Here is a 15,082-nt window from a genome sequence, read left to right as displayed (position 1 = left end):
AAAAGCCTGGTCATGGGGAGGCCGCCTAATAAGGATTGGCACAATGTGTCAGTAATTGTTAGGTTTTTTGAACCAGGATGAATATGAAAAAGACGATACTAGGAATTGCATTAATATGTATGGCCATAATCGTTCTAGTATTGCCAAAAACAACTCTGGCGGCAAGTTGGGTAAGTACGAGCCCAGCGTTAAATGGCAATACTATCAACGCCCTTACCACAGGGACGGACGGTAAAATCTGGGCGGCGGGAAATAATAACTACACTGCCTACTGGGATGGCTCAAAATGGATAAATATAAACCCAACACTAAATGGTTACAATGGTTTTAATATTAAAGCACTCACTACGGGGACGGATGGTAAGATTTATGCGGCGGGATTTTTTAATTGGTATAACCTTTCTGCCTGTTGGAACGGCTCGTCCTGGATAAATACGTACAGCATGGGCCCATATTGGGAGAATCCGAAAGCACTTACCACGGGTAAGGACGGCAAGATCTATGCGGCAGGAACAACAGGCTACATTTACTATTGGAATGGCTCGTCTTGGGTATCCTTAAAACAATGGAAGAGTTATAGCTGCACTATCTACGCCCTTACTACGGGGACGGATGGCAAGATTTGGGCAGCAGGGGATAATGGCTATAGTGCTTATTGGAATGGCTCATCCTGGATAGACACAGGTCAGGTACCTGGTGGTTATCCCGTCACTGCTCTTACCACGGGAACAGATGGAAAGATTTGGGCAGCAGAGTCTAATGGCGCTACCGCTTATTGGGACGGCTCATCCTGGGTAAGTACGGGTTCGTGGCCACAATATGGCATTTCTATTACCGCCCTTACCACAGGGATGGATGGTAAAATCTGGGCGGCAGGGATTTATGGTTATACTGCCTATTGGAACGGTTCGTCCTGGGTGAACACGGGCCAGTGGCCGTATGGTGCTAACTACTCTATCAACGCCCTTACTGTGGGGGCGGATGGCAAGATCTGGGCCGCAGGGGATAATGGCTATACTGCTTATTTTAGTACCGACAACAATTTAAGTCTAGTCCCTTCTCCCAACGGCATGACAGGACAGTTGGTAATTAACCCCCGTATATGGGGTTCTACCGGACTTTTAGTAGCCTTACAGGGTTCCACCGATAACGTTAACTTTAGTGACTTGGGTGTTCCTGGTGCAGGAACTATACTTGTAAACATAAACAGCAACACCTATTATGTGCGTGCCGTGCTTCAAAGAGAAATAACTCAGGGACAGTTCCAAAGTTTTTACAGTAATACAGTAGCGGTACCAACGTTAATTCCTCCAAATGTTTCCACCAATTTCGGTATTGTATCATGGGATGCCACCAGGGGACGGTCATGGATTAAACTCACCTGGCCAGTAGTGCCCAATGCTACAGGTTATAAACTTTGGGTATTCGACGGCAACGTTTACCGTGTCAAAGATTTAGGAAACGTTACCTCTTGGGATAGCCGCACGGCGAAGATATTTCCATTTCCGAGCGAACTACCGGAAAACAACAGCGTTTCCACTGATTTGTTCCGCTGGGACGGTTCTGGCCTTGATCTGGAAGACACGGCATTAAGGCTTTACAAAACGACCATTGGGTTAGGTTATGATACTTATAATAATTACTGGTTCCGGGTGACTGCCTATAACCAGTGGATGGAAAGTGATTTTAACGCCGCTGTTTGCATTTTGACTCCTACTTTGCCCAATGCTACCGATGCAACCTCTCCATCGGGTTCGGTAAGCGTTTTATCGACGGCAGGACTAAAGAAGACCTACGATCAGAGTGTTAACGTAACCGTTAGCGCATCTGATAACCAATCAGGAATTTACCAGATATTTTTATCCAACGACAATAACGTCTGGACGCCGGTTTACACCGCCGCTAAAAATTCGGACAACAGCACCGGCGTTACCAGCTACAGCAACACCTTCAGTTGGAATGTAACCCCCGGGGCCGGGACCAAGACGGTCTACGTTAAGGTAGTGGATTCAGTAGGCAATGCTTCAGTTTGTTCGGACAGCATCGCCCTGGCCGACGACGTTTTGCCGCCTAATGTCAGCCTTATGATTAACGGTGGCGCATCTTCTACTACGACATCTTTGGTAACTTTAACTGTTACAGCTACCGATAATTCCAGCGCCCCGTCCCAAATGCAGATGCGGCTCTCCAACAACGGCATTCTCTGGACGCCCTGGCAGGCGTACCAGCAAACTCTAACCTGGGATATAACGAACGCCAGCTATGGAGGCACATCTATCGCCGGGATTAAGAGTGTCTACGTTGAAGTAGCCGACGCCGCCCAGAACTACAGTATGGCTACGGCTATTATCGGATATAACCCTACCCCGCCTTCCGGCACGGTAAGCATCGCTGGGGCGATCTCCGGTACCTATAACGGCCAGCAGGCGTGGTTCACCAACAACAACGACCTGATCTTGAACCTTAACTTTAGCGGTGCCGCGAAGATAAGGACAGCGGTCAACGGCATGCCTTGGAGCGACTGGCAGCCCTATAGCACTAGTTTTGAAACGGCTCTGCCAATATCGCAGGGGTTAGCGATAATCAGCCTTCAAGTAGCCGACGCCTACGGGGTAGTGGGACAGCAGCAGACGGTAAGGGTTTTAATCGACAGCCAGCCGCCGGTCATATCGAAACTACGGGGCTATAACGGCTTGACGGCCACATCTTCCACCAGTGTGACTCTTGAAATCCAGGCCAGCGACAACCTGCCGGGGACGCTCCAGTACCAGTACCAGGTCAACGGGGGTAGCTGGTCTTCCTGGGGTGCCCTTTCGGGAAATACGATAAGTGTTTCCGGCCTCGCCAGCGGTGCGAATAATATCAACGTTAACGTGAAAGATCAGGCAGGGAATATCGCTTCAGCGAGCACGACAGTCTTTAGGATTTAGTTTTTTACCCCGGCATCCCCGGGGCTTTTTCTTTTGGTTGAGGGGGTGTTGCGGACGGCGCGAAAGATATTCTTCGTCCTGGCTCTGGCCGGGCTTTGCTTTTTCCTCCGGGCCGGACCGGCGGCTGCAGCCACCTGGCAGTATGGTATAACTGCCTCTGATACTCCTACCACAATTGACAGTTCCGCTACCACGGCGGTCGTAGACACCACCCTGCATGAGATCCGGCTGCCAAAGTACAACGCCCACGCCGCCTCCTTTTGGCCGGACGGCGGGCCGGACTATGTGGTGATGGCCCCCGGGGGGAAGGTGATCCATTACAGCTTCGACGGCACCAGGATGGTGGAGAATACCGTCCTTGATGTGCCCCTGTCCTCCAACCCCCTGGCTGTAGCGGCAGGTGACACTTACCCGGACGTGGTAGTGGCCACGAAAGATAAGCTCTACCATTACTCCTTCACCGGCACTTCCATGGTCGAGAACCCGGCCCTGGACGTTGCGGGCCTGGCCGGGGCGGTGGCGGTAGGGGTGAGGCAGGGCGAAGTCGCGGGGTTGCTGAACAATTCCGTCAAGGATTATATGTTTAACGGCACGGGCATGGTAGAGGTGCCATACCTGGAGCCGTCTAGTTTGTCTAACCCCTTGGATTTAGCTCTGATGCCGGACAGCTACGATATGGCCGTCCTGGACAACAACCAGGTGAGATATTTTAACTTTACCGGCTCCGGTTTGGCTGAAAACCCTGCTTTGGCTGTAACAGGGTTGACAGCGCCAAAGGCTGTCGCTTCTGCCGGGAGTAAAGACCTGGCTATCGTCGACAGCAGCCAGGTGAAGCAGTACAGCTTCGACGGCTCGTCCTTCCGTTATAATACCGCCCTTTCGGTTACATCAGGTTTAACCAATCCAGTTTGTGTGGCCGTGAGGCCCGGTACCTACGATCGAATAATTATCGACGGCGACCAGGTTAAATACTACTCCTGGGACGGCAGCCAGCTTGTATACAACCCCAATTTGTCGGTAACTGTAGCCGGGTTAAGCACCCTGGGAAGCTACGCCCCCTCAGCTTCAGTTACCTCCCTGGCTAAAGACCCTGGAGCCAATTCGGGCTACGTCCGGGTACGCGCGTACCTTAACGTGCCCAACAACACGTCGGTAACTTTTTCGGTTACTGCGGATGGAGTTAACTGGGTCAAAAGGTGGCGGGTGCGGGGGACGGCGACCAGCACGGTAGCCGAGATAAGCAGTGATAACGGCAACACCTGGACGGCCGTAGGCGACGTTTCGGCAGTTTCTCCTGCTTCTGTTGATACCCGGCTCTGGGCGCAGGTGAATTCCGGCCGGGCCGTCAAGTGGAAGGCCGACCTGGCGACGTCTGACCCCAACGTGACCCCGAAGATAATCGCCTCTGGCGGGCTTGCGGTGGTGTGGGACACGGACGCCAAGCCTAACCCGCCGGTGATCAATACCCAGGGGACGTGCTATACTACCACTACGCCGACCATTACCTGGACTTTCTCTGACCCAGACCCGGGGGACTACCAGACGGCCTACCAGGTGCAGGTGATAAGGGCTTCCGACAGCGCCCTTATACTTGACAGCGGCAAAGTGGTAGGGAACGTCAACCAGTATACGATACCTACCAGCTACGCCCCTGATGTCCCGGGTTTGCTCTGGTCGTCCGGGGCCTACCAGTTCAAAGTGAGAGTGATGACCTGGGACCAGGCCGGTGTGGCTTCGGACTGGTCAAATTGGGCCGACTTCTGCGTAGTCGCCTTCGAGCGGCCGCGGATAGCCGGGATAGTGAGCCCGCCTCCGGGGCAAGCGGCGCCAGACCCTAACAACCCGGCAACTTATATCATGATCACTCCAGGCATGACCGCCGCCCAGCTTCCGAAGGTTAAGGCCGGGGCAAAAGTGACCCTTCTCGTGGACAGCGTGGGACCTGTATCCAGCGCGACGGCATCTTTCCCTTATGGTTCCGGCCAGCAGGCTACGGTAGGGACGCCGCCTACTGTAGTCGAAACCAACGGCGTCAACCAGACGTGGAAGATAGAATTCTGGACCGACCCGAGTCTCCAGCTCACGCCTGACGGGACGGTAGTCAAGATGCAGCTATCAGGCAGCGGCGGGGCCGGGAGCGCGGTGCTAAACGCGCCGCCCTACGCTGACGGCGTGGTGGTGACCCAGGGGAGCGTATACAGCGACTGGTTTGTGGTGCTGCAAGGCAGATATACTTCTTAACTAACCGGGAGAACAATTCCCGGTTTTTTTTCTTTAATGAGAAACTTTGCAAGAAACTTCAGGAAAGGCGGGTTTAATTTACAATGCGGGTGTTGCTGGCGACCGGCCTTGAAAGCCTTGACGAGCATTTAAAAATGAACCTTGAAGGACAAAGTATGGATGTCACGGTTTGTCCTTATAGAGAAGCGCTGATGAGAGAAGCGCAAGAAAAAAATGCTGATGCGGTTGTATTATCTCCTGCCCTGCCAGGTGAGGGAGATTTTATCGCGGGCTTGATCTTTCCCTTAAGAAGGCATGACATCAGGATTATTCTGTTGCCGGGGAAAATTGATGAGTATGACGTGAGGGTTTTGGTGGCCAGGGCGATACATTACGGGGTATTTGACGTGATATATGACCCTGTTAACGCGGAAAAAATTCTTGAAAGGCTGCGTAATCCTGCGAGTTATGCAAAAGCAAGCGAAGGCATTGAGATCGATTTGCTGCAGAGGCAGGAGGAATGGTTGGAAAAACTAGAAACTGCTCCTTCAGAAACAAAAGATGAAGAAGAAATGGAAAAAGCGGAGAAAGATGAGAAAGACGGTAAAACCGGCGAGAAGAAAAAAGGCAGGGACAGTCCCAGGATAAGGTTTCCCAAAATTCCCGGGCTCAAATTGCGGAAGCCACGGGTGCGTCCTGAAGGCAGCATTGAAGTCCCCAGCCTTAAATTTGTTGTATGGAGTCCAACAAATTTTTTAATGAGCTTCACCGCCTTTAACCTGGCCGTAGCTGCGGCAAAATACAACCTGGACGTTTTGGATGTCGCTTTACTTAATTTTAACGTAGCCGCCCCGGAAACCGACTACTGGTTCGGCGTCCGGCAGGACAGGACCAGTTGCCGCCTGGAGGACGCCGGCTTGGCGACTCTAGCCGACGCTTTTTCTCCCGATTTCGTCACCCGGGTACTGGAGCTAAAAAGGGATTGGGGCGTGAAATACCTGCCGGTGGGCAACAAGCTGATCAACATCGGCACGCCGGACTTCCCGCCGGGAGAGATTAAACTTTTCGAGGATATCATCCAGAAAGCCGCCGCCAGGGAAGCCAGAAGGAAAAAAATAACCATCGTGGAAGCCGGAAGCTGGTTCGAGCACCCGCCGGCGTACGCCGCCCTGCAAAACTGCGACTTGATTGTCATACCTTTTTCCGGCTCCTTGCAGGAAGCCGCCCTAGTAGAGCAGCAGCTAGGAGAACTGCGGCGCCTGGACGTAAAAGCGGAAGCCGCGATAATATCGTATCTGGATTCAGAAGTGAAAATAAGAGACCCGGCAGGGGTAGCCCCCAAAATAATTATTCCTCTAAATATGGACGGGTATCTTAAATCGTCGTTGTTAAAAAAACCTTATTGTCTTCTAAATGACGCAACAAAAGCTGCATGGATAAATGCTGTAAACGCTTTACTCTGCTAAAGCAATCTTCAATTTGTCAACTACCCCCTACTGAAGTAGGGGGCATGCGGCGAGGAACTGCATGAGCCGGTGTGGAAACCGGACAAGGCGGCGCTCCCCTCCTGACTGAAGTCAGAAGAACCCGCGCCGCAATATTTTTCTTGGAAAGGGGGCAAGCGGAATTTATCCGCGCTAAAAATTGACCAAGAGAGAAATATTAGCTTTGCTATCGGAAAATAATTTTAAGGTTTATTATCAGCCAATATGGAATCTGAAAAACAAGAAGCTTTTAGGATATGAAGCGTTGATTCGGAACGGCAGCGTTGATATTGGCAGGCTGTTTCGGGAAGCATCCAAACTGGGGATTATCGACCAGCTGGACGTTGCCAGCTTTAACAGCATAGTCAAAGCAGGCCTGCCGCCAAACGGATTGCTATTCATCAATATAACCGCTAGTGGACTACCGTTTTTATCGCCGGAACTGGCGCGGAATCTGACGATGGAAAGAATGGTTCTAGAGTTTACAGAATATGGATATAAAAACATTCAAGACCTCGGCGTTATACTAGAAAAATGGCGCAATAAAGGTGTAAAGCTAGCGGTGGACGACCTGAAACCCGGAGGTGACCAGCTAAAACTAGCGCTTGCGATAAAGCCGGACTATATTAAAATTGATCGTTCATTGGTGAACAACTGTCACCTTCAGGGAAATAAAAAAGCTCTGCTGGAGTGGATTGTCGCCCTTTGCGGGCAGTTAAACGCCGAGGTTATCGCCGAAGGGATTGAACGTATCGAAGAAGCTGGTTTTTTGGTTGAAATGGACATTGAGTACGGGCAGGGCTACGTGCTTGGAAGGCCGGAGCCGGCGTGGCGCGAGGAAAATACCATGACAGTTTTGGTTCCTCTAGCATACAAAATAGTCTGATTATCGAGGGGAGAGATTTGTTATGTTTGTAGCTGTGGATCTGGGTTACGGTTACACCAAAGCTGTATCGAGCAAGGCCAGGACAGTATTCCCGTCAGCCATTGCCCCTTACAGCGAGAACGTGATAGATGCAGGTCTGGAAATAGGCTATGTGGTGGAACTCCGGCCTGCCGGGAGTATGATAAAAAAACAGTATTTCATTGGCGAGATGGCGTTAAAACGCGGGCGGGCAGTGCAGATGACCTTGGCCCGGGAAAAGTTTGCCCAGGAGGCGTCGCTGTTACTGACCCTGGCTGGCGCCTACCTTGCGGGGGCCGAAGGACAGGTTGACCTGGCTTACGGGTTACCCCTGGCGTATTATAAGACACAACGGGCGGAAGCCCAGAAAGCCCTGCAGGGTTTTGCGGCCTATATTAAAATTGACGGCGGGCCGGAGAAATATATAGCCTTTAATGGCGTGTATATATTCCCCCAGGGAGTGGGGGCCTTATTCAGTCTTGACAGTCTGCCTAAAGAAGGGCTGGTAGGGTTAATCGACGTCGGTTACTATACGTGCGATTACCTTCTGGTGGGGCTAAGGCCTAACGGGGTGGAACCCCTGCCGGCTTTCATGTCGTCGATAGAAGTGGGGGTAAGCACAGCATTAAAGGAGTTTGCGGAAAAATTTCAGCGGGTAACCGGTAGGCCTTTATCGTTAACCGAAGCGAACAATCTCTGGGGGAGAGATACAATCACCTTCGCCGGCAAAAAGATGGATATCGGCGGTATGGTGGAAGAGGCCCGGCAGGAGACCGGCAGGACGATTGCCGACAGCATCATGGCAGCCTGGTCGGAAAAAATAGATTTTCTTGATTTAATCCTTCTAGCCGGAGGCGGCAGCTTGGAGTTTCTAAACATTCTCCAGAGGCAGTTCGGGCGTCATGTGGAGATAATGCCCGATCCTCAATATGCTAATGCTTTAGGATTTTATAAAATGGCTTCTCGGCAGGTCACCGCCGCCAAAGCAAACAGTTAGGGTGTGTTCACCCTTAAAGCCTTGATTTTCAAGGCTTCAGAGGCCAAAATCATAGCAAGGTGTGTTCACCTTTGCCAGGGATTAAAAGGTGTGTTCACCTGAAGGCAAAAAATGCTTAAAAAAGCAGTAAAATCAAGCCTTCAGGGGTGAACACACCTTTTCTATTTTTATAGGGGGCAGTCGGATAGCTAAGGGGGGGTGCCATATCAAGAAAAGAAAAGGCAACAGGCAGCTGCAGGTTCGGCTGCCTGATGATCACTGGGTTTGGGAGTTAAGCCCGAAAGACCGGAGCGAGGAAGTCAAAAAGGCGCTGGCTTTTTATCATCGTTTTGGCAAAGAAATCGAAGCCATCCGGGCGGCGGCTGAAGATATTAAGGCCGTTCTTGCAAATGGCGTCCAAGTAAAAAACGGGAAGCCTGAAAATGACGACCGTTTATTTAATGCACTCGATAAGTTTCTTAATTTTTGAGGGGCAGGGGGTGATAATGGTGGGCATTTACAGCGAGTTCGTGCCAGTACACGTGCAGGTATCGGAATTATCGCTCGTTCCGGAAGGCGAAATAGAAATTTATAAGCCTTCTGGAGGGCAACCGGTGACAAAATACCGTATTAGTCCTGCTCAAATTGAAAAGGTTAACGAGTATTTCGCCCAAAAAACAAGGTATAGTCCCTGGGCTTTCAGGAAAAAAAGCTATATGTCAAAGGATTCATTTCACGATACCAAGACAGGTTTTAGCCTGGATTTTAAGATGGATACTGGGGACTGGACAGAGGAAGAGAGCAAGGAAAAAAGCCGCAGCCGCGAAAAAACGCGCTTCAATAAAACCGGGAAGGGCGGGAATTTAAAAAAAAGACAAAGCGTAATTTGCCCTGAATTGGCTGCCGGGGGATTGTAGGTATTTGAGAAAGGTGTGTTCATCGCTGAAGCCTTGGGAATCAAGGTTTCAAAGGATAAAATCCGGCCAGGGTGTGTTCACCCCGGCCGGGAACTAAAAGGTGTGTTCACCCCAAGGCAAAAAATGCCCGGAAATATAGTAAAATCAAGCATTAAAAGGTGAACACACCCAAATATTTTTTTGAAGGAGCAGGATATAGCCATGACCTGGTATGCAGAAGTTAAAAGAGAAAAAGATAACAGCAAACTCCTGGCCACTCTTGCGGAAGAGCTAGAGAACCTTTCTTTCCGGATATCTTCTGTGCAAACGCAAATATTAAAAGTGCAAAAAATCATTGCGTTAGCAAACGCGTTAGCAAGCGGTGAATTGGATGGCATGACCGAACTTGAAAAACGGTGCTGGAGCGTATACGAAAAGGGGCCGCCGCAAAGATTCTACCTCACCCTTCCGGTAGCGCCGCCGAGACTGGAAATTCACTGGCAGAGATGGCCGCAGGTTGATAATCGCAAGGAAGTTCGCGAAGCCTGGTACAACCTTGTGAATGTTGCCTGGGATAAAGCTGCTCGGGGTATGCGGGCTAACCTTCCTCCCCGGCCGTTAGAAACTTTTATCGCGGCTTTCAGGTTCAATTATGGCAATAAAATAAAGAAAGATGTAGACAATTATGCCATAAAGTTTATTATTGATGCCCTGACGAAGTGCAATATTATCATTGGCGACGATTCTGAGCGGATGTCGATATTTGTAACCGCAAGGTATGGCAATGAATGGAAAACAGAAGTGTTGATTTATGAAACCCAAGAGATAACTTGTTTGCCTCCAGACTTGATTGTAGAGATGAATAAAATGGAAAAAATAGCGGAAACAAGATGCGAAGATGTCCAGGTTATCCAACCAGAAAAATCCATAAATGGAAATCTAGATGACTGGATTTAAACATTATGCGATGAGAAACGAGCGCAACTATTTTTCTTTTGAAAAATGCCTTTCTTGCTTTGAGAATGCTTGCTTAAAAGTCAATTTTTGCTCCGGAAAAAATTAGTTGCAAAAAATAGTTGCTGAAAACCGGTATCCAAAAGGCTTGATTTTGCTGGGAAAAATGGGATTGAAATTTGGGTTGATAAGGATTAAACAGGCTAACATCGGCCTAGCGAGAAAGTGAGCCGACGGGTTGCCTGAAAACAGCAAAGCTCGAATTGCCATCAAAGAAGCCTTACAAGGCAGGGACTGCTTAACGGAAAAAAATAAAAAGGCGGCGAAGAGCAGGGGCAAAAACTGTCGGTAAGAGCAGTTGGGGGTGATGAAGTGGAGGAATTGATGACGGTGCTGAAGAAGGTGCTGGTGATGGATGTAGAGGACTACCGTGAGATGTATTGCGAAGGCGATAAGTTTAAGGCGTCGAGAGAAATAAAGAAGCTGGTGGAAGAAGGGATAGTGAGGACGGCTGGGCACCCTGAAGACGGGCGAAAGCGGTGCATGATATTAACGATGAAGGGGGCGAGGGAACTCGGGCTGGATGTAGAAACGTCACGGCAGGTGATAAAGAAGGAGCAGCTAGGGTGGGGGATAGCGAAGAGTAAATTATACTTCCGAATTGGTCAGGCGGGTATACCCGCAAACAATCTCTTATCCCGAAAAGATGCGTTGGAAAAATACAATCTACGAGCAAACGAGACGATACTGGCCTGGGTGATAGAGGAGCCGGGGCCGTATGCGTTGTACGTACCGTGGAAGACGCGGTATAAAGGGTGGATAATGCAGTCGATAAATAAGACCGAGGGGCAGACGAAGGTATTCAAGGGGCATATACTGGTACATGAGACGAAAGAGCGCTGGCGGCAGGACCGCCGGCGCTTTTTAAATGGCAGTCCGGCGGGGCAGTTTTACCTGATGACGTACGAGCATTTGGGATTAATGAAGAAAGGGCCCGGGGAGATGATGAGGGAGGTAGAGGAGATGTTCCAGGCGATAGCGCCCGGTGGGGAGCTGAAAGCCGCGTTACCCGGGACGCCGCTGGACATGGTGTATGAGAGGCGAGGAGAGATGCTGGTAGGCGACATGAGGATGGAAGACATAACGCTGGCAGCGAGAGTGCTAAACCTGACGAATGAACGATTGCGGGGATATAACGGGGTGACGCTGGTGATGCGGGATGAGGCGCAGGTGAAGGAGTGGGCGAGAGTGTTCGGGTGCTGGAATAAGCTGTGGTATTTAGCTGAAACGACATTGAGCCTTTACCGGTATGATGGCAAGAGGCTGCAGGTAGTAGGTGGGAAGAAACATGAGCGAATTGCGCAGTAAAGGACTGCTGTTAAACCTGCCGGAAAAGATAAAGGCCGTCGACTTAAAAAAATACCAGCCTTTGAAAGCAGTATTACCCTATGCCAGTATAAGCCTGGGGATAGCCTCAGTAGTGCAGCAGTTAATAAAGCCAGGGAGTAGTGTGTGGGTGGCCTGGGCAGGGATAATATTAGCAGTAATATCCATCTTTGCCAGGAATAAACCGTTGCTGGCAGCAGGAGGATTTATACTGGGGCTGTCGGCGGTGACGGGGATGGAGCTGGTAAAGGCAGTAAAGGCAATAGAAGCACGGGAAACGGGTCTAGAGGGGTATAACATGTCGCCGGAGAGCGTAGCGGTGTTCGCCCGGATGATAGCGATGCTGCCGGCAATAGCCGGAGCAGTAATAACGGGTGCGCTTTGGAAGAGCGGGGGAATGTCGCTGGCGAATTTTACGGATTTTATGGAGTTAAATATCATGAGAGGGATTAGGGGGATAAAGGAAAAGCCAGAATCAAAATTTGACGTGCAGGTAGCGCCGGGGATAATCGTGAAAGGAGAAGACCGTTTTTTGCACACGATGATAGTAGGGACGATAGGAACCGGGAAGACGAGCAGGACGCTGAAGCCGATGATCTGGCAGGATTTGCAGGCGATAAAGGCCGGGGAAAGGATAGGGATAACGGTAATCGAGCCTAAAGGAGATTTCAGCGCTGATGTTGCGGAGATGGCGAGGAGTTTGGGGATACCGGTGATGTATTTAAATCCTGAAGACCCAAATTCGCCGAGGTTTAACCCCCTGGAGGGTGACGCGATGACTGCGGCGGAGATAATGAGGACGGTACTGCAGTCATTGTTTGGTAAGCAGGAAGCATTTTTTCGCCAGGCGCAGGAAGTAGCGGCGCGGAATACTGTCTTGCTGCTGAAGGCTGCTTATGGTGACCGGGTAGATATAAAGAGGATGGCCGAAGCGTTGAGGAACGAAGAAATGCTGAAGGCATGTTTGGATACGGTAGAACGGAAGCAAGGGCGCAGTTCATTGACCGAGTATTTCCGGCAGGAAGTATTGGGGAGCAACAAAGAAAAGATGGCCCAGCATACATTGGGCCTGCGGCTGCAGCTAGAAGACATAACCGGGAATGAGATGCTGAATAAAGTACTTGTAGGAAAGAGCGACATAAACCTGGATAAGCATTTAGAAGGCGGCGGGGTTTTTGTAGTGAACACGGCGATGGGGCGGTTAGGGAAGCTGGGAGACGTTTTCGGGCAGTTTGTGATGATGCACCTGCAGGCGGCAGTATTCAGGCGGCCTGGGAACGAGATGACGCGGCCTTACCATGTGCTTTATGTGGACGAGTTTCCGAGGTACGTAAACCCTGACTTTGAGAGGCTTTTGGCGATAGGGCGGTCGTTCAGGTGTGCAGCGGTGCTGGCATTGCAGACGACTTCCCAGTTATTGTTAGAGAGCAAGCCGGCATTTAGGGATATAGTACTGGAGAACTGCCGGAATAAAATAATATTGAATTTGGGGTCGGCAGAGGACGCGAAACGGTTTGCGGCGGAGTTTGGAGAGAGGCTGGTAGTGAAGCGGTCGCGGAGCTACAACCGGGATTCGCTGATATTCCTGCCGCTGCACGAGAACTCAATCAGGGAAGATGAGAAATACGAGCAGCGGTTTAACTACACGGACATGATGGAGATGCCGGCGTTCCACGGTGTAGTGAAGGTTGTGGTGGATGGAAAGCCGCAGCCGCCGCAGCTGGTGAAGCTGGAGCTGAGTGAGTGGGATAAGAACAGGCGGCGGTATCAGGGAAAAGAATTATCCCTGCCAGTAGAAGAAGAGCCAGTTAAAGAAGGGTCGGTGATAGAAACCAGTGCAGAGGCTAACCTAGAAGCCGGGGAACCCAAAAATGAAGGAGCCATCGAAGTGAGTACAGGAGTAGAAGCTGGAGGTAAGGATGAGGCCATTAGTTTAGAGCGAGAGATAATCGGAGCCAAAGATCCCTACGGGGCCAGTAAAAAGAAAGCGACCCTAAAAGCCTCAAAGGAAGAGCTGCAGGAAGAAAGAGTAACAGAAGATGCGGGAGGTAAAGTATTCCAGTTAACAATTCTTGATGAACAGGATAGCAGCGATGAGTTCTTTGTTTAGAACCGGCTCAGGTTCATAGGAATGATGGTGTGGAAACAGGATGTGCCATGTCCTGAAGGTCCGGGAGTACAGGCCCGGCGTAATCAGGGGCTAATACCAGGCTGAGGGCGCGGTAGAGAAGCTATTTTCACCAAGAATGGCAATTTTCAGGTCATGACCGGATTGATTGGCAAACAGATGACGGCCAACTACCGGAGGGGAGATAAGAGTTTGCTCGCCGTGGAAGTGCGCCCGGTCGCCTGACCGGGCTGTTTTGTATTGACAGGAGCAATATGAAGGCTTTATGATGAAAGCAGGTGCAGGTTGATGAAAGTCAACCACCCCCAGCACAAGGCCGGGGGCTTGAGGCAAACGTGAGGCGGTAGTCTTACGCCCTCAAGCCTGGTTGATTAGCCTCAGCCACCGGGCGTAAAGCCTGATGGGGCTACGTTACGGCGGAATATATAGGCACTCCAGGATGCTCCACCAGTTCCGGACACTGCGGCCAGCGGTTAAACATCGCTGAAGGGTAGGCGAAGTACTGTTGGCGCCAAACCCGCTGTAACATTGGCGAGGTGGGCCTACTGCCGCAAGGCAGACTTATCTCCGAAAGGGGATCAATTATGGTTTATGTGTTATCTAAAAATGGTCAACCCCTGATGCCCACTGAAAGGCACGGCAAAGTACGCCGGATGCTCAAAGACGGCAGGGCGAAAGTGGTCAAGGCGAGACCCTTTACCATCCGGTTAAATTATGAAACAACCAATTACACTCAGCCTGTAACCCTGGGGGTGGATGCTGGTTACGAAACAGTCGGGCTGTCGGCTATAAGTTCTGGCAAAGAATTATTTTCTGCCGAATGCACTCTGCTCAAAGGTCAGGTTGAGCGCAACAGAGAACGGTTAAGATACCGCCGGCAGAGGAGGAACCGACTCCGCTACCGGGCACCCAGATTCGATAACCGTAAAAAGCCTGCAAATTGGTTACCCCCGAGCATACAGCACAAGTTGGACAGCCACCTGCGTTTAGTAGCATTGGTGAAAAAAATACTTCCCATTACCGAAGTGATAATAGAAGTAGCCAGTTTCGACATTCAGGCCATCAAGAACCCCGGCATCCAGGGTAAAGAATACCAACAAGGCGAGCGGGCTGGCTACTGGAACTTGCGAGAGTATATCCTGCACCGGGACAATCATGAATGCCAGAACTCAAACTGCCGCAATAAGGCTAAAAACAAAGTGCT

At 50.6% G+C, this 15,082-nt stretch carries 10 protein-coding genes; all 10 read left to right on the top strand.

Translation table 11 applies throughout. From position 1 onward, the window contains the following. Positions 1–119 precede the first annotated feature (119 nt). On the top strand, positions 120–2,930 hold the full coding sequence (locus tag SDD30_RS16375) for a ligand-binding sensor domain-containing protein (RefSeq protein WP_434076005.1): 2,811 nt from the start codon (positions 120–122) through the stop codon (positions 2,928–2,930). Positions 2,931–2,975: 45 nt separating this feature from the next. Further along, on the top strand, positions 2,976–5,171 hold the full coding sequence (locus tag SDD30_RS16370) for a glycoside hydrolase family 78 protein (RefSeq protein ID WP_434076006.1): 2,196 nt from the start codon (positions 2,976–2,978) through the stop codon (positions 5,169–5,171). 155 nt (positions 5,172–5,326) lie between these two features. After that, entirely contained in the window at positions 5,327–6,616 is a 1,290-nt protein-coding gene (locus SDD30_RS16365) for a response regulator (protein ID WP_434076004.1), read from the top strand. Between the two features lie 202 nt (positions 6,617–6,818). Next, positions 6,819–7,520, top strand: a complete 702-nt coding sequence (locus tag SDD30_RS16360; protein ID WP_434076003.1) for an EAL domain-containing protein — start codon at positions 6,819–6,821, stop codon at positions 7,518–7,520. Positions 7,521–7,542: 22 nt separating this feature from the next. Further along, positions 7,543–8,535, top strand: a complete 993-nt coding sequence (locus SDD30_RS16355; RefSeq protein ID WP_434076002.1) for a ParM/StbA family protein — start codon at positions 7,543–7,545, stop codon at positions 8,533–8,535. Between the two features lie 422 nt (positions 8,536–8,957). Continuing rightward, positions 8,958–9,431, top strand: a complete 474-nt coding sequence (locus SDD30_RS16350) for a hypothetical protein (RefSeq protein WP_434076001.1) — start codon at positions 8,958–8,960, stop codon at positions 9,429–9,431. Positions 9,432–9,632: 201 nt separating this feature from the next. Beyond that, on the top strand, positions 9,633–10,367 hold the full coding sequence (locus tag SDD30_RS16345; protein ID WP_434076000.1) for a hypothetical protein: 735 nt from the start codon (positions 9,633–9,635) through the stop codon (positions 10,365–10,367). 369 nt (positions 10,368–10,736) lie between these two features. Then, positions 10,737–11,732, top strand: a complete 996-nt coding sequence (locus SDD30_RS16340; protein WP_434075999.1) for a hypothetical protein — start codon at positions 10,737–10,739, stop codon at positions 11,730–11,732. Then, entirely contained in the window at positions 11,713–13,860 is a 2,148-nt protein-coding gene (locus SDD30_RS16335; RefSeq protein ID WP_434075998.1) for a type IV secretory system conjugative DNA transfer family protein, read from the top strand. The genes SDD30_RS16340 and SDD30_RS16335 overlap by 20 nt, the downstream gene beginning before the upstream one ends. Positions 13,861–14,462: 602 nt before the next feature. Then, positions 14,463–15,082, top strand: a 620-nt coding sequence (gene iscB / locus SDD30_RS16330) for an RNA-guided endonuclease IscB (protein ID WP_434075997.1), incomplete at its 3' end; no start/stop codon positions are given.

The organism is Moorella naiadis (nom. illeg.), from assembly GCF_051020825.1.
Classification (GTDB): domain Bacteria; phylum Bacillota; class DSM-521; order Neomoorellales; family Neomoorellaceae; genus Neomoorella; species Neomoorella naiadis.
This window is presented reverse-complemented; position numbering and strand designations above follow the sequence as displayed.

What these genes read in the sequence shown, in the direction of transcription:
- SDD30_RS16375 (WP_434076005.1), top strand. Translation starts at nt 120, where the DNA reads ATGGCCATAATCGTTCTAGTATTGCCAAAAACAACTCTGGCGGCAAGT.
- SDD30_RS16365 (WP_434076004.1), top strand. Translation starts at nt 5,327, where the DNA reads ATGGATGTCACGGTTTGTCCTTATAGAGAAGCGCTGATGAGAGAAGCG.
- SDD30_RS16355 (WP_434076002.1), top strand. Translation starts at nt 7,543, where the DNA reads ATGTTTGTAGCTGTGGATCTGGGTTACGGTTACACCAAAGCTGTATCG.
- SDD30_RS16350 (WP_434076001.1), top strand. Translation starts at nt 8,958, where the DNA reads ATGACGACCGTTTATTTAATGCACTCGATAAGTTTCTTAATTTTTGAG.
- SDD30_RS16345 (WP_434076000.1), top strand. Translation starts at nt 9,633, where the DNA reads ATGACCTGGTATGCAGAAGTTAAAAGAGAAAAAGATAACAGCAAACTC.
- SDD30_RS16335 (WP_434075998.1), top strand. Translation starts at nt 11,713, where the DNA reads ATGAGCGAATTGCGCAGTAAAGGACTGCTGTTAAACCTGCCGGAAAAG.